The sequence below is a fragment of the Sphingobacterium thalpophilum genome, from assembly GCF_901482695.1.
GTDB lineage: Bacteria > Bacteroidota > Bacteroidia > Sphingobacteriales > Sphingobacteriaceae > Sphingobacterium > Sphingobacterium thalpophilum.
On record NZ_LR590484.1, the window covers coordinates 3,890,247 to 3,911,292 of the forward strand.

General features: G+C 42.6%; 21 protein-coding genes. 4 read left to right on the plus strand and 17 right to left on the minus strand.

The window, feature by feature from the left end:
* Positions 1 to 13: 13 nt before the first annotated feature.
* The 14 genes from FGL37_RS16050 to FGL37_RS16125 form a co-directional block, all read right to left on the minus strand.
* Complete coding sequence (locus FGL37_RS16050; protein ID WP_028069013.1) at positions 14 to 442, minus strand: hypothetical protein; 429 nt, start codon at positions 440 to 442, stop codon at positions 14 to 16.
* An 11-nt stretch (positions 443 to 453) separates the two neighbouring features.
* A complete protein-coding gene (gene traK / locus FGL37_RS16055; RefSeq protein ID WP_028069012.1) occupies positions 454 to 1,077 on the minus strand; it encodes a conjugative transposon protein TraK in 624 nt (207 codons plus the stop codon).
* Positions 1,078 to 1,096: 19 nt separating this feature from the next.
* On the minus strand, positions 1,097 to 2,092 hold the full coding sequence (traJ, locus tag FGL37_RS16060) for a conjugative transposon protein TraJ (RefSeq protein ID WP_028069011.1): 996 nt from the start codon (positions 2,090 to 2,092) through the stop codon (positions 1,097 to 1,099).
* 2 nt (positions 2,093 to 2,094) lie between these two features.
* Positions 2,095 to 2,727 (minus strand): DUF4141 domain-containing protein, encoded by a 633-nt coding sequence (locus FGL37_RS16065; protein WP_028069010.1) that lies wholly within the window; start codon positions 2,725 to 2,727, stop codon positions 2,095 to 2,097.
* 259 nt (positions 2,728 to 2,986) lie between these two features.
* Positions 2,987 to 4,801: a reverse transcriptase domain-containing protein gene (locus tag FGL37_RS16075; RefSeq protein ID WP_028069009.1), complete on the minus strand. Its 1,815-nt coding sequence runs from the start codon at positions 4,799 to 4,801 to the stop codon at positions 2,987 to 2,989.
* A gap of 550 nt (positions 4,802 to 5,351) precedes the next feature.
* The gene (locus FGL37_RS16085; RefSeq protein ID WP_028069008.1) at positions 5,352 to 7,745 is read right to left on the minus strand and encodes a TraG family conjugative transposon ATPase; all 2,394 of its coding nucleotides are present in this window, start codon (positions 7,743 to 7,745) and stop codon (positions 5,352 to 5,354) included.
* The gene (locus FGL37_RS16090) at positions 7,742 to 8,071 is read right to left on the minus strand and encodes a DUF4133 domain-containing protein (protein ID WP_028069007.1); all 330 of its coding nucleotides are present in this window, start codon (positions 8,069 to 8,071) and stop codon (positions 7,742 to 7,744) included. The genes FGL37_RS16085 and FGL37_RS16090 overlap by 4 nt, the downstream gene beginning before the upstream one ends.
* Positions 8,072 to 8,082: 11 nt before the next feature.
* A complete protein-coding gene (locus tag FGL37_RS16095) occupies positions 8,083 to 8,388 on the minus strand; it encodes a DUF4134 domain-containing protein (protein WP_028069006.1) in 306 nt (101 codons plus the stop codon).
* Positions 8,389 to 8,587: 199 nt separating this feature from the next.
* A complete protein-coding gene (locus FGL37_RS16100) occupies positions 8,588 to 9,667 on the minus strand; it encodes a hypothetical protein (protein WP_051606601.1) in 1,080 nt (359 codons plus the stop codon).
* Between the two features lie 27 nt (positions 9,668 to 9,694).
* Positions 9,695 to 10,519, minus strand: coding sequence for a hypothetical protein (locus tag FGL37_RS16105; protein ID WP_028069004.1), 825 nt, complete (start codon positions 10,517 to 10,519; stop codon positions 9,695 to 9,697).
* 47 nt (positions 10,520 to 10,566) lie between these two features.
* Positions 10,567 to 11,202, minus strand: coding sequence for a hypothetical protein (locus tag FGL37_RS16110; RefSeq protein WP_028069003.1), 636 nt, complete (start codon positions 11,200 to 11,202; stop codon positions 10,567 to 10,569).
* A gap of 12 nt (positions 11,203 to 11,214) precedes the next feature.
* A complete protein-coding gene (locus FGL37_RS16115; protein ID WP_028069002.1) occupies positions 11,215 to 11,520 on the minus strand; it encodes a DUF3408 domain-containing protein in 306 nt (101 codons plus the stop codon).
* On the minus strand, positions 11,520 to 11,930 hold the full coding sequence (locus FGL37_RS16120; RefSeq protein ID WP_028069001.1) for a DUF3408 domain-containing protein: 411 nt from the start codon (positions 11,928 to 11,930) through the stop codon (positions 11,520 to 11,522). Before FGL37_RS16120 ends, FGL37_RS16115 begins: the two co-directional genes overlap by 1 nt.
* A 12-nt stretch (positions 11,931 to 11,942) precedes the next feature.
* Positions 11,943 to 12,710 (minus strand): ParA family protein, encoded by a 768-nt coding sequence (locus tag FGL37_RS16125; RefSeq protein ID WP_028069000.1) that lies wholly within the window; start codon positions 12,708 to 12,710, stop codon positions 11,943 to 11,945.
* Positions 12,711 to 13,410: 700 nt separating this feature from the next.
* Between FGL37_RS16125 and mobA the strand changes: the two genes are divergently transcribed.
* Positions 13,411 to 13,848 (plus strand): conjugal transfer protein MobA, encoded by a 438-nt coding sequence (gene mobA / locus FGL37_RS16130; protein WP_028068998.1) that lies wholly within the window; start codon positions 13,411 to 13,413, stop codon positions 13,846 to 13,848.
* A gap of 2 nt (positions 13,849 to 13,850) precedes the next feature.
* Complete coding sequence (gene mobB, locus FGL37_RS16135; RefSeq protein ID WP_028068997.1) at positions 13,851 to 15,137, plus strand: conjugal transfer protein MobB; 1,287 nt, start codon at positions 13,851 to 13,853, stop codon at positions 15,135 to 15,137.
* A gap of 39 nt (positions 15,138 to 15,176) precedes the next feature.
* Here mobB and FGL37_RS16140 read toward each other — a convergent pair whose 3' ends face one another.
* From FGL37_RS16140 to FGL37_RS16150, 3 genes are read right to left on the minus strand one after another with little or no spacing between them, the layout of a single operon-like run.
* Complete coding sequence (locus FGL37_RS16140; protein WP_028068996.1) at positions 15,177 to 16,418, minus strand: hypothetical protein; 1,242 nt, start codon at positions 16,416 to 16,418, stop codon at positions 15,177 to 15,179.
* A complete protein-coding gene (locus FGL37_RS16145; protein ID WP_028068995.1) occupies positions 16,411 to 16,857 on the minus strand; it encodes a QcrA and Rieske domain-containing protein in 447 nt (148 codons plus the stop codon). The genes FGL37_RS16140 and FGL37_RS16145 overlap by 8 nt, the downstream gene beginning before the upstream one ends.
* Before the next feature lies 1 nt (position 16,858).
* On the minus strand, positions 16,859 to 18,058 hold the full coding sequence (locus tag FGL37_RS16150) for a di-heme oxidoredictase family protein (protein ID WP_028068994.1): 1,200 nt from the start codon (positions 18,056 to 18,058) through the stop codon (positions 16,859 to 16,861).
* A gap of 196 nt (positions 18,059 to 18,254) precedes the next feature.
* On the opposite strand from FGL37_RS16150, the gene FGL37_RS16155 reads away from it, so the two are divergent.
* Together FGL37_RS16155 and mobC are read left to right on the plus strand one after the other, a co-directional pair.
* On the plus strand, positions 18,255 to 18,923 hold the full coding sequence (locus FGL37_RS16155) for a metal-dependent transcriptional regulator (protein WP_028068993.1): 669 nt from the start codon (positions 18,255 to 18,257) through the stop codon (positions 18,921 to 18,923).
* A 121-nt stretch (positions 18,924 to 19,044) separates the two neighbouring features.
* Positions 19,045 to 21,045, plus strand: a complete 2,001-nt coding sequence (gene mobC, locus FGL37_RS16160; protein WP_028068992.1) for a conjugal transfer protein MobC — start codon at positions 19,045 to 19,047, stop codon at positions 21,043 to 21,045.
* Position 21,046 lies beyond the last annotated feature (1 nt).

Consider the following 21,046-nt stretch of genomic DNA (forward strand, 5'->3'; position numbering starts at 1 on the left):
TACTATTTCTATGTTAGAGCTTGAAACGTTTAGGACTTTTCCCGGCCTGTTGCTTCGGCGCATCGTTGACCAATGCGACCGCTTCCGTTAATTTAGGTGCAGATATTACGGACAGGTTTGCCAGTTCCGCTTTTTTGAGCAGTTGCCCAAAGCCGTCCTTCTTGGCTATTTCCATTCGGCTCAGTGAGAATTTGCCATTCAGGTACTTTATCCACATATTACACTCTACATGGGGTTTGTCATCGCCCGACCATTGCAGGTAGCCTGTCAGCAACAAGTCCTGTTTAGGCAAACTGTCTGCACCTTTTTGGCAGCTTTCGAGGTAGTCGCGGATGCTGTCTTTCAGCTTTCCGGCATACGCACCCTGCGTATGGAAATACCCGTTGTATCCTTTGTTGCTAAGGATTTTTGCGAACGTGCTTAAATCTGATAATGCTTCCATAAGATTGTTTTTTAGCGTTCGATAACCTCTATATCCTTATTTTCCACGACTGCAAATTTTTCAATATTGAAGCCCTGCGGATTATTGTCGGAACGAACGGAGTTGACGAGATAGCAGGAAGTAATCAGGTTTCGCCTGGTTACATTGCTTGACCGGATGATGAACTGTTTGGCATAGGTACGCACTGCATACGGGTAGTTGTCGAAATTGCACACCACACTATCTACCTCTATACGCTGCTGCACGTTCCCCGAAATGATGCGGCTGTAATAGCCTTTTTCCGACAAGTCTTTGTAGTAATCGAAAGCACTTTTATCGGCAAGGTTAAATGCCCGTTTCATATTGCTTTCAATAGCGTTCTTATCGGGGGCAAGCGTAAAGAAAAGTTCGTGAAATCTCCTGACGTGTTCTCTTGCTTCAACGGGCCGGTTGATGGCCGCATCCTGCGACAAGGCAAGCATCATGGATTTACCATTATCCAGTACATATATTTTTTGACGTTGTTCTTCTGCAAAGCGATAGGAACGCCATACGGCGTATCCTACCACACTGGTACAGAGAACAGCAAACACAATGGCATATAATCTTATCTGCCTAAAGCTGTTTTCGATATTTCTTAACGTTTTAAATTCCATTTTTTAGAATGATTAATGATTATTTATTCATCAGTTTACCGCCGATGTTTCCAACTGTTGAGCCTGCGCCTGCTCCGGCGATGTTTCCGGCTTTCATTGCAGTTGTATTTACATTGCGGGTAAAGTTTCCTGCGCCTCCGGCTTGGATTACCCAACCTGTTACTGTCGGTATAGTGAAGTACCCGATGATGCCGATTATCATAAAAATGATGTACACGGTATTGCTCGTATCAGGTATATAGGTTGGGTCGGCAAGCATCGCTATATCCCTTTCTAAAATGAGGGATTGTATTCTTGCGAGCATTGAGCTGAACAAATCCGAAACAGGAAGCCACAGGTAAACGCTGACGTACCTGGTGAGCCATTGCGTAAGCGTGGACTGAAAGCCGTCCCATACGGAAATAGCAAAGGCTATTGGTCCAAGTATGGAGAGGACTATCAGGAAAAACGTTCGTATGGTATCAATGACCAAAGCCGCCGCCTGAAAGAGTATTTCCAGTAGATTACGAAACCAATCTTTTATAGCTTTCTCTATCTTGTAGGCTTGCCTGTCCATATACATACCCGCCATTGTACCAATATCGGATGGCGACCAACCCAATTCATCCAGTTTTTTATCAAACTCTTCGTCTGATACCATATAGGCAGTTTCGGGGTTTCTGACCATTGCTTCGTATTCCAATTGGTCTTTTTGCTGTTGAAGTTTATTCAGGTCAAGTACCTGGTCTTGCAGTATGGCATGGGTTCCGGTTACAACCGGTCTTAGCACCGCATTAATGGTTCCCAATACGATGGTCGGGAAAAACATAATACACAATCCTAAAGCGAACGGGCGTAATAATGGAAACATATCGATAGGTTCGGCACGGCTTAAGGCCTGCCAAACCTTTAATGCCACATAAAACAACGCACCCAATCCTGCCAAACCCTTAGCAACAGCCGCCATATCGCCTGCAAGCGGCATCATATCGTCATAAAGCGACCGCAGGAGTTCGTGAAGATTATCCCATTCCATTTTTACCAGTATTTTTGGTTAGCAGTTCCGTAGAGTTCAAGCACTCTTTTGGCATCGTTTTTCTTTTTCGCTCTCAAGTAGCTCACAGAAATGTTCTTATTGGTGTAGTAGCGTACCAAACTGTGATATTCCTTTACTTCTTTGTAAACCCTGTCTATGATATCCATACGTTCTTTGTCGTTCAGCGAAAGGCTTGAAGAGGTTACAATCTGCTTTAACTCTTTTAGTAGTTCGGCACTTTCATTGAGCAGTGCCGAATAGCCATTGCCGATAGCTACCAATTCCTGCGGTTTGAAATTTGGATCGTTCATCATTTTCCCGAAGTTGTTCACATACATTTCCGACACATCACCTACCAACAATACCGTTTGTTGCACTTTGCGTGCATCTTTCACCAGGTTGTTGATGGCTTTCAACTTGTCGTAATACTCCTTGCCCTGTTCATACACTCTCTTCACTTCGTTGAAGTTTTTTACAACATTGCTCACAGTCGAAGAAGTCTGTATGATTTCGTTTGCAGAGTTGATGATACCCGAAGCCAGATTAGCCGGATCTGTTACGACCCATTGGGCATTTGCTGACGGTGCTGCGGCAAGCATTAAGGCCGTACACACCAGATACAATACTTTTTTCATTGTTCTTGAAATTTTAAATGTTAATGACTATTGATTTGCTTTGTCACGCCTTTGCATTGCGATATGCTTAATGGCGAGTTCTACATTGCCGTCGAGTTCAGCAGCAAGCTGCATCACTTCTATTTTTTCGGTTTCTTCAGTCGTGTAGGCGTAGGATAAGGACCCGGCGCCTTGCCATATTGACTATGGTAGGTTTCCAAGAACTCTCCCCCGAACCGTACGTACCTGTCTCCAGGTATACGGCTCTCCATCAATTTATTCAGTCTAACTTGCCTGCGTGTATCTTATCGTGGCATTTTGAGCATACTGCCAAGGTTTTTCTTCTCCTTGCACTCATTCGTTTTTCCCAGTCTTGCTTACCTTTCAGGTCTTTCAATTTGCGTATATGGTGCATTTCCAATTTCTCGTTGGCACCGCATAATTCGCATTTCTGGTTTTGCGACCTTGTTATAAGGCTGTTTCTTCCCCCTGTAATGGTAACCGTGACGGGTAAACTATCCACGTAAGCACCACGGGCAGCTTTTTGGCGTTTGAAACCCTCTTTGTAAAAGCGTCTGTACATTATATCTCCTTTCCTGTCTTTGTAGGGAATGGAAAACACTCCGTTGATACATCTTTTAGTCTTTTCCTGACTGATTGAAGTTTGGTATTTAAGTGCATACGTTTTGTACATACTGTACTCCAAGATGTAAGATAATGACTGGACAAACGAGCTGTTGTTGGCAATTGAGTAATAATTGTAAAAGCCCCGTATTTCAGCGTTGTACTGACTGATGATTTCTAAGTCATCCAAGTCTTTCATGTAATAGCGTGAGCGTGGTTTCCAAACTTCTGTGCCTTTTTCATTTACCAGTTTCATGGCATTATATCTCAGTAGCTTTTTCTTCATCACGTCTGCTGTGACACGGAGTACAACCTTATCTCCGAAACATCTTACGGTTCTACCGTGCTTATCTCTCTTGGATTCATCGGAGTTTCGCACGGAGACATCAAAGCCTAAGAATTTGGCTGGTTTCTTAGCATTAGTCACCAAAGTTTTTTCATCAGACAGTTCAAGTTTCAGTTTTTCATCAAGGTAAACCTTGATGTCTTCCTTTATCTTTTTGCAGTCTTCTTTGCTACCTATGACCCCGATAAGAAAATCGTCCGCATACCTAACGTATTTTAACTTTCTGAAACTGCCATCCATCTTGTCATAAGCTGGATATTTGTCTCTTTCCTGTCTCGACTCTTTGATGTACTTAATCATCTGCTCTCTGACAGTTTCGTCTGTCTCACATTTGAGTTCCTTGGCCAAGCGGTATCGTCTCTGTTCGTGTAGCCTGTACTGGCGTGTTGCCGTAGTTCTTTTACCCTTATCGAAGTCCTTGATATAATCCTTGACATATTTATCGAGTTTATCAAGGTAAATGTTGGCAAGGATGGGGCTTACAATCCCACCTTGCGGTGTGCCACTGTATGTTTTGTGGTACACCCAATCTTCAATATACCCTGCATTGAGGAACTTTCGTATCAACCGAATGAACCTGCCGTCAACGATACGCTCCTTTAGGATACCAATCAATATTTCGTGATTGATATTGTCGAAGAAGCCTTTTATATCGCCCTCGATGAACCACCGTACAGCAGTGAATGACTGTTGGACGCTTAATAGGGCTGTGTGACAGCTTCTATTGGGTCGGAACCCATGTGAAGTATGCTCAAAGCTACCCTCATAAATTGCTTCCAATATCATTCTGATAACCTCCTGCACTAATTTGTCATCAAAAGATGGTATACCAAGCGGACGTTTCTTCCCGTTCTTTTTCGGAATGTATGTCCTCTTGGATGGGTTTGGCTGATAGGTCTCGTTTCGCAACGATGCAATCAGCCTTTCAATGCGGGATATACTCATTCCGTCGATGGTCTTTCCATCAACTCCTGCCGTCATATTGCCTACTTTACTGTAGATTTTCTGATAGGCGATAAAGTACATCTCTTCATTGAACAGAACCTTGTACAGCCTTTCGAACTTATAGTCCGTGTTTCCGCTGTGCCTTATTAGACTGTTCAATACTTTTTCTGGATTTCTCATAATGTCTCTCACATTTTCCGTTAATCGTATTAAACTAAATTGACTGTCTCCCTTCGCCATGTACAGGGCTTTCCCCTGCTCGGACTACTACGGAGACTCCGTTGCCGTATCGGATATTCAGGAGCTTTTTCCATAGCCACGCCTGTGGCATTCCGACTTAGGCAATCCCCATTTAGACATACAGCAACTATTGGCACGTTAGATTGTCGGATGCGATGTTCGCCCTTTTCTGCTTATTGCAGTTACGTTGTGGTCTGTTTATGCTATCACTACTACCTGTCATTAGGATATTACCACAAAGTGACGTTGGTAACTGTCTTCCGTCACTGCCTAAGAACTGACCGTTCGGACTGTCGTTCAATCAATCAAGACTTCATCCTTATATCTAACTTTTCAACTCGCCATTCAGTCGCAACACGACAATTAGTTGACTTATGGCTTTTCCGACATGCTACACTCCCCGTCGGGTTTCCCGTTCGGATAAGTCGGCTGTTGATGGGCGTTATAAACACTTGCCCAGTGGTTGCCAAACCACATTCACTATATGCCCTTATGGGCGCACGAGGTATTCCTCCAAACTAACTTCGGTGGCATAGACTGCCGAGTGCGTACCACCTAAGCCAATCCAAACCTCCTTGTACAGTCGGCTGGCATCGTTGTTCATATTAATGGAAAGCACCTGACCTTTCTCCTTATCGGTAAGTCCTAGCATTGCCTGTATATCATCGAACTTGTTCATATACTTGCGTTGGTCTAGGAGTATCTTGCAGTCGGAATTGTTGATGATACTTTCTTTCACAATAGGCGACTGGATAATGTCATCGACCTCTTGCGTTACGACAATTGCTTCACCGAAAAACTTCCTAACCGTTTTGAAGAGATATTTTATATATTCCGCCATTCCTTCCTTCGCAATCGCCTTCCAGGCTTCTTCGATTAAGATGAGCTTACGGATACCTTTTAGCCTTCTCATTTTGTTGATGAAGACCTCCATGATAATGATGGTCACTATCGGGAATAAAATTTTGTGATCCTTGATGGCATCAATTTCAAACACGATGAAGCGTTTGGAAAGTAAGTCTAATTGCTTATTGGAGTTTAACAGGTAATCATATTCACCACCTTTGTAGTAAGGTTCGAGTACATTCAGGAAATTGGCAATGTCAAAGTCTTTTTCCCTTACCTGTTTTTCCTCCAATACCTTGCGGTAATCACCTTTTACATATTCATAAAAGCCATTGAAGGACGGATACACATTCTCCGCTCTGATGCGTTCGATATACCCGCTTACTGCATTGGAAAGCGCAACTTCTTCTGAACGGGTTGGCGGCTCATCGTCACGTTTCCATAAGGTCAGTATCAAAGTCTTGATACTTTCCCGCTTCTCAATGTCGAACACGCCATCATCGGTATAGAATGGGTTAAAGGCAATGGGATTATCTTCGGTATAAGTGAAGTAAACACCGTCTTCGCCTTTGGTCTTCCCTTTAATGAGTTCGCATAAGCCCTGATAAGAGTTACCCGTATCTACCAACAGTACGTGTGCGCCCTGTTCGTAATACTGCCGTACCATATGGTTTGTGAAAAATGATTTACCCGAACCAGACGGACCAAGTATAAACTTATTCCGGTTGGTGATGATACCCCGCTTCATTGGCAGGTCAGAAATATCCAAATGGATAGGTTTTCCAGTAAGCCTGTCGGCCATCTTGATACCGAACGGCGAGGGCGAATTGTGGTAGTTGGTTTCTTCCGTAAAGAAACACAGTGCAGGCTCAATAAATGTGTAAAAACTTTCTTCACTCGGAAAGTCGCCTGCATTGCCGGGCATACCTGCCCAGTACAAAGTGGCTACATCCGTGGTATTGTGGCGTGGCTTACATTCCATCAGCGCCAACGCACTACCGCAATCGTTCTTTAGCTGTTTCAGTTCCGAAGGGTCTTCTGACCAAGCCATAATGTTAAAGTGCGCACGGATAGAAGACAGCCCGAAGCTGTGGGCTTCGTTCAGGTACTTCTCTATCCACTCTTTGTTGATCTGGTTGGCACGGCTGTACCTTGCCAGTGAGTGCATATTCCTTGCGGACTTTTCAAACTTTTGTAAATTGTCTTCGCTGTTATCTAAAAATAAATACTGGTTATAGATATGGTTACAGCTAAGGAGCAGACCTACAGGTGCGGCGAATGACAAACGGCAATCACTCCGGTCGGTAGAGAGCTTTTCAAAACGGGTATCTGCCGATACAGTTCCGGGTAGATCGTCTGTGTCAGAAAGCGTGTGCAGGCTTAGCCTCTTGTTTCCGATGCGTACTTCTTCTGTACCGAGCGCGATGTCCTGCATCGGTGTTCCTGCTTCCCTTGATAAAGTGAGATACTGCTCTAACAATCCCTGTGTGTCCTCCGTTCCGATAATCTCCTCTTCTGTAAGGCGTTTCAGGGTTATAAACCCGCTATCGTTCACGATACGCTCAAACTGGGCCACCGCCTCCATGAAGTGGTGTATCGTTTCCTTGTTCCTGATTTCCTTTGGTATCAGTGTGCCTTTACAAAGCGAACTGAAGTTACTTTGCATCCGCATCCTATCCTTAGTAGTCTTGGTCAGGAATAGGTAGCAGTAATGGTTTAGAAACGGCCGCTCATTGAAATGGCGTTGGTAGGATTTTGATAAAAAACTCTGGTCTTCCATTGCCAAATCCGGCGAATAGCTTTCTTTGATGTACCAATCCTGTTTGTGAATGACCGTAAAATCAGGCAAGGTTTTAATCGCCTTGTGCCAGGCGGAATGTATCACTTCATACTCAACAGAAGCTACTGTGAACAGTTCCGGCAAACGCACTTCAAAACAAGTGGTAATGTCTGCATCTTTGGAAAGAATGCAATTGTTCTCTACTGCCAACAAAGGAAATTTGTTTTCCAGTGTAGTGGTTTTTGCTACGTTTCTCATACGGTGTTCTGTTTAGGTGTGAATTTTAAATAGCGGTGTACAGGCTTGCGGCAAATGATATAGCGGGGGTGCCTTTTGTTTGCTGCAATTTTCATCAAGCCGTGTTCGCCGTACTTCCTGTTTAGCGAAAAAGTCTGCCATACAATGAGCGAAGCTCCACCTGCGCCAAGGAACAAGCAGATGTAGGAATTTACACCCGCCATATACAGTACCATCACGAAGATCAGCGTACCGAGCAGTCCGCCGGCGAAAATGAAAAGGTATTGCGCTTTGAGGCCCCTAAATTCCACCGTTCTTCCGATGCCTTTATTGATATGATAATTCATAAGGCACAGGATTAAAGGAAGAATGAGCGCAGGATAGTAGCTGCAACAATCAAGAAGATACACGCACCAAACCAGCTTGCGGCAGTTTTAGAAGTGTCGGGGTCGCCGGAGCTAAACTTGTTGTACACCTTAACGCCTCCGATGAGCCCAACCACCGCGCCGATGGCGTATATTAATTTGGTTGCGGGGTCGAAATAGCTTGTTACCATTTGGGTAGCTTCGTTGATACCTGCAGAACCATTTCCCTGTGCAAGAGCACCCATTGCTGACAACGTTGCCACTGCTGCCAGCAAAACTTTTTTTCTCTGTTTTTCCATAATTGAAACACATTAATTTGTTACTGTTTATCCCGCACCTTGCGAGCTTTCGGAACAAATGTCTAATGGAAAAAGAGGCATTGCCCTAAAGTGGCAGTCAGAGGAAGTATTTGGCCGCGAGTGGCATTACAGCAGATGCTTAGCCATAAAAAAACGCCAAACTTTTTACGGTTTGACGTTGGTTGACCAGGGAGGTATTCTACATTTTCCGCCCTTTTTTACTTTGTTGGTTCTGTGAGGTTTTAATGGGTTTGTTCTGCTGCTTTTCTCTTTTTAGTTGCGCTAAATTTTCTTTGATTTTTTGAGGAACATAGATGTCTTCCCATTTGGCTTGTTTCGCGGTAAAATTCATTTGTAATCCTGTTTCCCTCAACCCGTCTTTAAGATCGAATCCGTGCAGTCTGTTCCAACCTATCGGGTCCATTTTAATCTCGCTTGGTATTTCCACTACTACCAGATCTTTAGGAATTTTGGTAATGGTTTCATAGTCTATCTCACCCAATTCTTTTTTTTGACGATTATAGGGTATGACATATTTTTCAGTTGTATCATTGAAATAGTCTTCAATTTGGGAGAACCCAATACCATTGGATAAAAAATCATCTTTGGGCCTAAGTTTATCCATTCGCAAATCCACATAGAATGTGTGCTCCTCAATTTCAATCGTAGGTAACATCCCCTTGTTTACCCGCATGTCATAAGCTTCCTTAATCATTATATCCAAATCGCTATTTTGACGAATATAGTCAAGGGAGCAATTGTACTTACTGCTCATACCCGTCGGGTCAATATCGCCCATTCTTGGTACGGTAATAATAGCAAAGCTGTGTTTTCCGGTAATGTAGGCATCTATTCCATTTTCTGTTCTGTCTGCATCAAGGCGTTTGGAGTTTCTGTTGTACACAAACTCATAATGTGTACCATAGTCTTTCATCTCGTCAAAAAACAGTTTCCTTTCTTCAGGTCGGTATTTCTCGACTAATGCTAGTTGGTTTATATCGAAAAGATATTTAGTTCCGTCAATTTCGATTTCCGGCTTCCCTTCCAGCCAATCAATATAGCCCTTTGCGTCGTCAATATTATGAGGAAATGTCTTCCTACTTCCTGACATTTTGCTGTCGTCCAGTCCAACGATATACCCATATTCAGGAAAGTCCTCTTTTCGGTAGGTGATGATAAGATTGTCTGTAGACTTTTCCGGTACATTGTTCTTGTGACTTGCTATTATATGCCCTCTATATTCTTCCAGAATATAATCGGGATCATCTTTTTTAATCATAATTCTATACTTAAATTATTGCAATGATTACATTCTGCGACCACGATTACGCTTATTGACTAAAGGTTTCGTTAGACCAGATTTTATCTTTTCTACTTTTCTTTGTCTCAATTCTTCCAGATTTTCTTTGATAATATCGGGCAGATCTGTTTTTTCCCAGGGTATTTTGGGGGAGCTGAAGTGCATCCTGAGGTTTGATGTTTTCAAAGCAGTTTTTGCGTCCCGATTATTCTGCCAATTCCAGCCTACAGGATCTAGCGAGAAACTGTACGGTAGTCTGACTGCTATAAGGTTTTTTGGAATTTCCGTTATCTTCAAATAATCGAGTTCTTTTATTTCCCGTTTTTTGGGGTCGTAGGCAAATACATTCTCTCCGAGTACCTGGTCATACTGTGTGAAAGACGGTATAGGTATTCCCACGGACTGTGGATCGTCCTTCGGAATAAGCCGATCTTTGTCGAGCACCACATAAAATAAATCTCCTGCAATATCTATGGTCGGAAGAACACCTTTATTTACTCTGAGATCAAAGGCCTGTTGGTCTACCATAATTTCAAAATCCGTTTTCCCTTTTAGCTGTTCCATTGGTACTTGATACCTTTGCGACATACCAAAGGGATCAAGTTCTACCAACTCAGGTATTTTTATCCTTACACTTTGTTCGTCTGTCCAGATGGTATGGATGTTCCTGCTATCCAGCCCATACTCAAATTCATATCCCCCAGGTACATCGGCCATATAACCAAAAGGAATAAAGTTGTTTTCATTTGCTCTTTCTTTCAAGCTTAGACTTTCTACATCAATAAAGAAATCAGTACCATGAATATTGATGATTGGCAATTCTCTTTTCATGATCGTATGTTGTTATTTGTTCATAAACAATAAAGGGGAATTGCCTTTCAGACAAACTCCCCGATATCAAAATCCTCGAGATTATTTTTCCGCATTAAGGAAGAGCGGACTTCCGTTTCAGAAGTGATTGTGCTGTCCAAAAGTTCGGCAATCTTTCGGGATGCACCCTCAATGGAATTTTCCAGCAGGGCGAATAATTCAGTCCCTTGTAATCTTTGAACTATGGCTACCGCTGTTTCCTTTTGAGCTTGTTCCAAACTTTCTTTTTGGAGCAATGCACCTACGGAGCTTAGTTCTTCATAGGTAACCCCTTGGGCAAGACTGCTATCGCCACCGGATACTCCATACCTGTTCCATTCTTCTTCCTCTTCCTCCAAATCAGGCATATTTCTGAAAACATCGTCCAGCTCTTCCTGCGGAACCTGAATACTTACATCTTCGTTCTCGTCGTAATCAATGTCTAAATTAGCTGGGTTTATTTCCGGTTCTGCTATTTGGCTTTCATCGGCAGTGTTTGGCAGTGAAAGGCTTCTTATTGGCTTGGGTTGTCCCATAATACCGGGCAGGTTCAGGTTAACTTTTTCCTGTTTGGGCTTTTGCTCCAACCTCTTATGAATGACAATCTTATCCTGCAAAAGCAGTACAATCACGATTAGCAGGCATATCACAATTACTATTTCCATAAATCGAGAATTTTAAAACAGCGCTTTGTATTTTTCTTTATACTCCTTTGAAATTGCATCTTCAAACGCTTCAAAGTGATGGTCAAGTATATTGTTCAGATAGGCGAACAACGGTATTTTGTCATCGCCAATTATTTGTACAATACGAGTCAATCGTTCGTGATGCTCCGGGCTTAGGTAGATGCTCTTGTTACCTCGTGCCTGCACTGTATCCATTTGCAGAAATGTTTGCTCATAGCTTGTTTGTACTTCGTTTTTTGTGATGGCGGAAGTATTGTCTGCAACAATAGCGTTCCTCTTTTTATTTGCATTCTTCATTATAAAATGGGTTTAAAGCGTTCGTTGAAATAATCTGTAATATCGTCCCCGAACTCCCTAAAGTGGTGTTCAAGGATATTGTCAATGTATGAGTAGAGTGTTGTTTTTTCTTCCCTCGTTAACAGCACAATGCGGAGCAGCCTTTCGTGATATTCAGGACGTATGTAAACCACTTTGCCGCTTCGACCTGACGGAAAGCGGTTGACCAAAAATGTTTCGTCATAGTCCGCTTTCTTTGACGAATTGCTTCGGGATTTTTCCCTGGTTTTGGGCTTGATTTCGTTTGGTTCTTCCTGTTGCTGATTATTTTGAGGTGGAGCAACTGGCTCATCACCGCTGATGATGTTCATCAAATAATCTTCATCAACATTTGGCTTTTTAAAATCTTCGTTTTTGTTATCTGAACTCATAGCTGAATGACTTTATAGATGTATGATTTTTAAAAATTCTTCGACAAACAAATCCATTTTGGTTGCCTTCATCAATTGAGGTTCTGCGGGTAGCAGGCTTGAACGGAACACATAATTTTCGGTATCGTCCGTTTCCTTTCGGAAACGCTTACTGTCCATTATCCTTGTTTCCATTATGGGCAGGTTGAGTGTTTTAATGACACTTTGATATGCCTCGTACAAACCTGTTTTTTCCCTACCGTCCACTTGGTTCCAGAACAGCCACAGCTCTTGTTGCTCATTGCCCTCAATAGTTTTGGGCAGTTCAAGAAAGGCTTTGGTAAAGCCCAATGTGCTTTCCACTACTAAGCGGTCGGCTGTAATGGGTGAAAAGATAAAGTCCATTATTTTTAAGGTTGTCAATACACCTTTAGTATTGGCAGTTCCAGGCAAGTCGAAGAAAATAACATCGGGCGCAACTGCCGACTGGCTTACATATTCCGACGCTTTGTCCAAAGCATTTTCAGCCTTGCTTTTGATAATCGGATATGCCTTCTTGTTGATGGTCTGGAATTGCTTCATTGCCGCTTTTTTGTGGTAGTCATTCTGCATCAAGGTTTTCTTATCCCGTTCACGCATATTGGTCAGGCTGTGCTGTGGAAAGTCGCAGTCCATTACTAACACATTATATCCTAAACGGTAATGAAGCACACTTGCTAGCAAGGTGGTCATTGTTGATTTTCCCACGCCGCCTTTTTGGGTAGAAAAGCTGATTTTTAAGGTTTTCTTCTTTGTTTCCATTATTTAAAAATTTATTGTTACACGCCTTGCTTGTTTTACAGGTTTAAATATTTGTCTATTGGAATATTCCTTTTTCACTGTATTCCTGCATTGGCATTTTGGAATGTTCCTGTGCCGTTTTACGCTTTCCCTACAACCTTGTAAGGAGTATGATTTGGCAGGTTGTAAACCTTGCAGAAAACAAAATGCTTTACCGCTTTTATGCTTTTACGTTTTTATAGTTTTATGCTTTTAAAACCTTATGCTTTTATGGCAAACTGCCTGTTTGCAAACCCGATTTTCTTTCCTGTTTAAATACATTTTTTACTGCCTGCATTAAAACTGTAAGGCAAATAAAACGGATAATTTACCTGCTGTACGATATATGGCAGTGTTTGGCGTTCAAAGGCAGTGTTTGTCCGGGTATTGCATTGCAATACTCTTACATACAGTTGCTTACTTTGTAAAATGATTTTTATTAACGGATTTATGCAAAAGACTTTTGACAAATCGGAGGGTAACAGCAACGGCATCGAGCCGTTTTTCCCTGTTACATTCAATCCGTCCCGCAGGGCGGATTTTTGTGTTCACCGGAACACGGCAAGTTGTGTTTTGAGGCACTCGAAACCGAGTTAGTGCCTCAAAACAACTTGCCCTTTGCAGGGGGCAGAAAACACCTTCCGAAGTCAGGGTTTTGTATGAATTTTAAAATGGATTTGTGATGAACGAGAACAGAAACAAAAAACAGAATAAGGGTGGACGGACACCCAAAACAGACCCAAGCATCCACCGCCACGTTTTCCGTCTTACAGACGAAGAAAACACGAAACTTTTATCGCTTTTTGATGCATCGGGAATGACCAATAAAGCAAAATTTATCATCGGCTTGTTGTTCGGTAAGGAAATGAAATCAGTAAAAATTGACAAAGGAACGGTTGATTTTTATATGCGATTGACTTCGTTTCATAGCCAATTTCGCTCCGTTGGTGTGAACTATAACCAGATTGTAAAGCTGCTGTATAAGCATTTTACCGAGAAAAAAGCGGCTGCATTCCTGTACAAACTGGAAAAACAGACGGTTGAAATGGCGATGCTATGCCAAAAAATCATTCAACTTACCGAAGAATTTGAAGCAAAACACCTGAAAAAACAAGCTTAGAAATGATAGCAAAAATCGGTAGAAGCGGAAATTTATATGGGGCATTGGCATACAATCAACTCAAAGTGGAGCATGAAAACGGACAAATTTTGTTTGCCAGTAAGATGATTGAAACCGCTAACGGGCATTATTCCGTAGCACAATTAGCCCAATCTTTTGCGCCTTACCTAATAGCCAACCGCAATACCGAGAAACATACGCTGCATATTTCGCTCAATCCCGACCCGAATGATAAGGTAAGCAATGAAAAATATCGGGAAATGGCAGAACAGTATATGCGGGAAATGGGTTACGGCGAACAGCCTTTTGTGGTGTTCAAACATACCGATACCAGCCGCAGCCATATACACATTGTATCAGTTTGCGTGAATGAGCAGGGAAAAAAGATCTCGGACAAATTCGAGAAAATGCGGTCGATGAATGTATGCCGTGAACTGGAAAAACAACACGGGTTGATACCCGCCACCGACAAAGAGCGTAATCAGACTGATAAGGTTTTCCGTCCGGTTGATTATCGGGCAGGCGATGTTAAGAGCCAAATCGCTTCAGTCGTTCGTCACCTGCCAAACTATTACCAATATCAAACATTGGGAGAATATAATGCCCTGCTTTCCCTGTTCAATATTACCGCCGAGAAAATAGAGGGCGAATTGCAAGGGAAAATGCAGCAGGGCTTATTGTACATTCCATTGAATGAAAATGGTGATAGAGCCGGGCATCCGTTTAAGGCTTCATTATTCGGGAAGAGCGCAGGGCTTTCGGCTTTGGAACTGCATTTTGCGAAATGCAAAACGGCTTTGAAAACCAGCCCCACCAAACAGACCTTAAAATCCGCCGTTAGCATTGCCCTGCAATCTACAACTGATGAATTGAGCTTTAAAAAGCATTTGGCAGAACAAGGTATTAATGTCGTGGTAAGAAGAAATGATACGGGCCGAATATACGGAATGACATTTATAGACCACAACTCAAAAGCTGTATGGAATGGTTCACGTTTGGCAACAGAACTTTCTGCCAACGCTTTTAACGATTATTGGAATAGTAGTCGTCAATCGGAGAAAAAAGAATCAGGCATACGACAGTCAAAAACACCCACATCAGATGATGCAGATCTTCCCGAGGAAGCCCCACACCATCTGTTCAATTTCTTAAATACTGACAAACATGAAGATGGTTTGATCGAAGCGTTGGGCGGATTGCTTCCCGAAGCTCAAGGCGAAGATTACGAGGAACAGGATTTTGCTAACCAAATGAAAAAGAAAAGAAAACACCGCAGAAATTCTGGATAAGCAAATTAAATACACTGGTATATTAAGACGGATGCTGAATTAAAAATAGGTTGAGATACCAAAACTAAAACCACCGAGCAATACAGGCGGATTCGCAAAGAAGTCACGGCTACGCTGGTGCCTGTAGTTCAATCGCAATACGGTTTCAGAATTTGGACGGAAGCTCAATCCTCCCACCACACTCCACAGATCTTCACCAATATTATCGCCAGTTTCCCTAAGCTTCCCCACATTCCAATCCACATATTCCAAACGGCAGGCAAGGCTTAGGGATGCTTTTGGCCATCCCAATATTTTTCGTTGTAAAACAGGTTGGACGATATCGACAAATCCGCCTTGTTGCCGCTCACCATATTGTTGAGTATAACTTTCCGGAACCATTAGTTTAATCCATGCCCATTCACCGGTAATAAAAGTCTTTATGTGCGGAATCTTCGTGTTAAAATCAACTGCATATACACTCAATGTCCGTTTTTCGTCGATAACGTTGCCATTGTCAACGTACCTGTTGTAAATACCACCCATGTAAGAAATGCCAATTTCACCTATCCTGTTATTTCTTGCTGCCAGTTTTCCTGAAAAGAGTGGTTGCCCGGTGAGACTTAACTCGAAACGGTCGGTGTTGGATTTTGTCGCAGCCAGGTACGTTTTGCCCTGTTCATTGTTAATGATGGATTGATCAAATCCTCCCGAAACATAAGCTTCATAACCGAACATCCAGTCGTCATCGTAATGTTTACCATACAATCCGAATCCGGCGTTGCTCCAGGTGGAAGGCAAAAGCTGTGTCGCTGAAATTGGACGGTCTGTAAACTCCCACTTAGGCCCGTCATGGTTTTGATTGAATGCACCGATCGGACTAAGGATAATCCCCCCACGCAAGTTCAGCAAAGGATGAAACTCCATGTCCAATGCCGCAAATTCGATGTTGATCTCCTTGGTACCATTCTCAAATTCAAGCTCGCTCATGAACTTGATGCGCTTGCTGATCGTGGATGCCATAAAAATGGTGAACCTCCTGAATTGGAACTGGTTTCCTTGGCTTACCCCGTCCTGGCCAATATGTTGCCAGTTGGCCTCCATATATCCACCCACAGATATGGGCAGTTTGCCTGCTGAAAGCATTGGTCTATTATATATCGCATCCATATTCATTGTATTGTTCAGTGAATCCCTGTTTTCCGCTCTCCTGAACAGGGTAGAATCAATCTGAGCATGAACCAGCGCCGGTACAAACAGACTAACACTGATTAAAAGTGTGACGTAGTATTTTTTATGCATGTTTAAGTGATATGTTGAGTTGGTCGTTAACGATATTTACAGAAAAAGAGCGCAAGCTCTCCCGGGCTGGCCCATTTTGTACCTGCCCTTTGTTGTTGAACTCACTGCCATGTGCAGGACATTGCAGTATATCGCCGAAAGCCTGTAATTCAGCGCCCTGATGAGTGCATTGCATAAGCACCGCACTGTATTCGCTTTCTGAAAAACGGAATACATATATGGGGTACCTCAGTTGGCCGTGTTCCACAATAATGTATTTTCTATAGATTTCCTTTCCGCCCTTACCAGAAAGGAAACTGCTCAACGGAACGGAAAGATCGGAGCCCATAATCTTACCTGATATGGACTTCCCCGTAGCACATCCTTCCAACAGTACAGGTGCCAGACCTGTACCGAGGCAGGCAAAGCCACATTGTTTGATAAATTGCTTTCTGTCCATATTATAATGATTTGAGGAATTTGATAATCGCGGCTTTATCTGTTGGAGACAGGTTGTTGTACTGCTGACGGGAAGCTACCGCTTCTCCTCCGTGCAGTTCTATTGCCTGTTCAATGCTGGTTGCCATGCCATCGTGCATCAGGAAATACTTTCCGCCCTGTGAATTAGGTGAAAGACCCAGCCCCCATAATGGCGGTGTCCTCCATTCATTGGTCTTTGCAGTACCTTCGGTGTATCCATCATCCAGGCCCGAACCCATATCATGTAGCAACAGATCGGTGTATGGATAAAAATCCTTGAATGCAAGTGCCGAAATCGGGGCATTGCCTGTAGTTAGTTTGGGTTTGTGGCAACTGCTGCAATTCACTTGCGTAAAAAGGGCTTTCCCCTTTATTACATCCGCATCGGTCTGATTACGGGGGATGGGTGCCTTCAAGGTTTGTAAATAAAAACCTAGGTTGTTCACTCGCTGGGTGGAAATTTCTGGATCTACTTTCTGCCCGGAATACACATCTATGGGATGGTAGAGCGTAGATATCCCCATATCCTGTGCGAGTGCGTCTACCGTCTGCTGAAGAAGATCATAAACACTAGCCTTCTTACCGAACCGCCCGATATACCTGCCATTGTGAGAAACGCTTCCGCTACGGGGATTGATATAGGATGGGATATTTATCCAGTTTACCCTGCCGGAGATGCCGTCCCCATCCAGATCATTTGGATCAGCCATTTGGAGCAGTACATCATCAGGAACAAATTCAAGAAGCCCCAGTCCTGTAACTGCGGGGGGCGTAAACCTTGAAAAGGCCGCTCCCGGAGGTAAAACTTCCGGTTGATAGCCTGGGATAGCTCTGTTCTGTAACTGTGGACCGCCCAGATGCAAAAACTGGTTACCCGTTTCGTCTACCTGGCCAAAACGTGTCAATGTGCTGAACGGATTTCCCTTACCGTCTCCTGCATGGCAGCTCACGCAACTGTTGGAAACAAACAAAGGACCTAGCCCCTTTTCAACGGTAAATACTTCATCATTAAAGGTTCTGTCGCCATCATTGAAGCGTTGCATTTCCGAAAGACTAAGCCCCTCAATCGGACCGTCCAGCAAGCTGTCTTCCAAGGGCAATCCGGGCTCAAACTTTTCGCAGGCCTGTATCCCGACTATCAGGGCTATAATTCCCCCGATGATAATTTGTGATTTTCTCATTTGCTACTTTTTTTATTCATTACTTTTCAATTTGGCTCATTAAATAACAGGAATACTCTATAAGATAATACTAAAAAATATTCACAGACTAATTTAAAATATAAATTAGTCTTACAAAAATAATAAGCTAGACTATACTAACAAATAAAGTTTGTTTAAAATGTTAGAGCGGTCTAATAATTTGTAGATTTGTTATATGATTTCGGAAACTGAAGAAAACTACTTGAAAGCTTTATTTGTCTTATCCATTGACAAAGGTGAAGTGAATATATCGGAGCTGAGTAAGCAATTGGAAGTTAAGATACCTACAGCTAATAGCATGATGAAACGCCTTGCCGAGAAAGAGCTGGTCATTTATGAAAGCTACAAGCCAGTCAAGCTTTCTGCGAAAGGAAAAAAGGAAGCCGCCCTGATAATCAGGAAGCACCGGCTTACCGAAATGTTCCTAGTGGAAAAGATGGGCTTTGGATGGGAAGAGGTTCATCTTATTGCCGAACAGATCGAACATATCCGGTCAACGGCATTTTTCGAGAAAATGGATGAATTACTTGGGCATCCGAATGTTGACCCTCACGGATCACCGATACCGGACATAAACGGAAAGATCACAACCGAACACTATCTGAGGTTAAGCGACCATAAGAAAGGAGATAAGGTCGAATTTATGGCAGTTTCCCATTCTTCCGAAGATTTGCTGAAATTCCTGAACAGCAAGGAACTTGTACTGGGTACTGTTTTGTTTATTGAGTCCATAGAACCATTCGATGGAACAATGTCGGTTTCCTATGATAAAAGACAAAATGAGATGCTGAGCAGCAAAGTCTGCGACAAACTTCTGGTGAGAGGAGCTGAAGGTAATTCCTAAAATCAATCTGAAAATTATAGTCTTCCCGCCAAATACTGCCACTCGATGCCACTGGCTGCCACATTCCTATAGCCACCCCTTATAGCGTTTAAATTCACGCCCGAACATTAAAACTAAAATAATGCAAGGGGAAGATGATTTAAGAGGGTTAGCCAAGATAATGGCTTTTATGCGGGCAGTGAGTATTCTTTTGGTACTGATGCACCTTTATTGGTTCTGCTACGGTTTCTTTTTAGAGCGTGGCTGGACGTTGGAAGTAATCAACAAAATATTAGGGAATTTTGACAGAACTGCTGGTTTGTTTTCACATACCCTTTATACCAAAGCATTTGCTCTGGTGTTGTTAGCTTTGAGTTGTTTAGGTACAAAGGGCGTAAAGAATGAAAAAATAACATGGTCAAAAATTTACGCGGCTTTAGGCGTTGGTTTTGTGCTGTTTTTCCTGAACACACCATTGTTAATACTATCTCCCGCAACAGGTACATTTCTGTATATCCTTACTATTTCGTTAGGTTATATCGCCTTGCTTATGGCTGGGGTATGGATGAGCCGCTTGCTCCGCACCAATCTTATGGACGATGTTTTCAATAATGAAAACGAAAGCTTTCAACAGGAAACCAAGCTGATGGAAAACGAGTATTCCGTCAATCTGCCCACCAAGTTTTACTACAAAGGCAAATGGAACAACGGTTGGATAAACATTGTAAATCCTTTCAGGGCATCTATTGTACTCGGTACTCCAGGTTCCGGAAAATCATATGCTATCGTAAATAATTACATCAAGCAACAGATAGAAAAGGGCTTTAGTATGTATATATACGATTTCAAATTCGACGACCTTTCTACCATCGCCTACAATCACTTACTGAAACACCGGGACAAGTACAAAGTGCAGCCCAAATTCTACGTCATCAATTTCGACGACCCTCGCAGAAGCCATCGGTGCAACCCACTCAATCCCGACTTTATGACGGACATTTCAGATGCTTACGAAGCGGCCTACACGATAATGCTGAACCTAAACAGGTCGTGGATACAGAAGCAGGGCGATTTTTTCGTGGAAAGCCCAATTATTCTTTTGGCTGCGATAATCTGGTATTTGAAAATTTATGAGAATGGAAAGTACTGTACATTCCCACACGCCATCGAATTACTGAATAAAAAGTATTCGGATGTATTCACGATTCTTACCTCGTACCCCGATTTGGAAAACTACCTATCGCCATTTATGGACGCGTGGCAAGGTGGTGCACAAGATCAACTGCAAGGTCAGATTGCATCGGCAAAAATTCCTTTATCGAGAATGATCAGTCCGCAACTCTATTGGGTGATGACAGGTGATGATTTTACGCTGGACATTAATAACCCCAAAGAACCAAAAATTTTATGCGTTGGCAATAATCCTGACCGTCAAAATATTTACTCTGCCGCATTAGGTTTGTACAATTCACGGATCGTCAAACTGATTAACAAAAAAGGACAGCTAAAGAGTTCTGTTATCATAGATGAGCTGCCTACGATTTATTTCAGAGGACTGGACAACCTGATCGCAACTGCCAGATCAAACAAAGTAGCAGTATGTTTAGGATTTCAAGATTTTTCGCAATTAACAAGGGACTACGGCGACAAGGAAAGTAAGGTAATTCAGAATACCGTTGGTAATGTATTCAGTGGTCAGGTTGTAGGAGAGACCGCAAAGAGCCTTTCGGAACGCTTTGGAAAAGTATTACAGAAACGTCAGAGTATGACCATCAATAGAAATGATAAATCAACATCTATCTCCACACAATTAGATAGCCTGATACCTGCATCCAAAATATCAACCTTGACACAAGGTATGTTTGTGGGTTCTGTATCAGACAACTTTGATGAACGTATCGAGCAAAAGATTTTTCATGCAGAAATTGTAGTGGACAATGAAAGGGTAGCCGCTGAAACCAAAGCTTACCAGCAGATACCACAAATCCTTTCTTTTGTAAATGAGCAGGGAAAAGATCAAATGAAAGAGGAAATTGAAAGCAATTACAAACGTATAAAGTCAGACATCCTGCATATTGTTGTGAGTGAAATAGAACGGATAAAGAATGATCCTGATTTGCAGCATTTGGTACAGGAGGGATAAT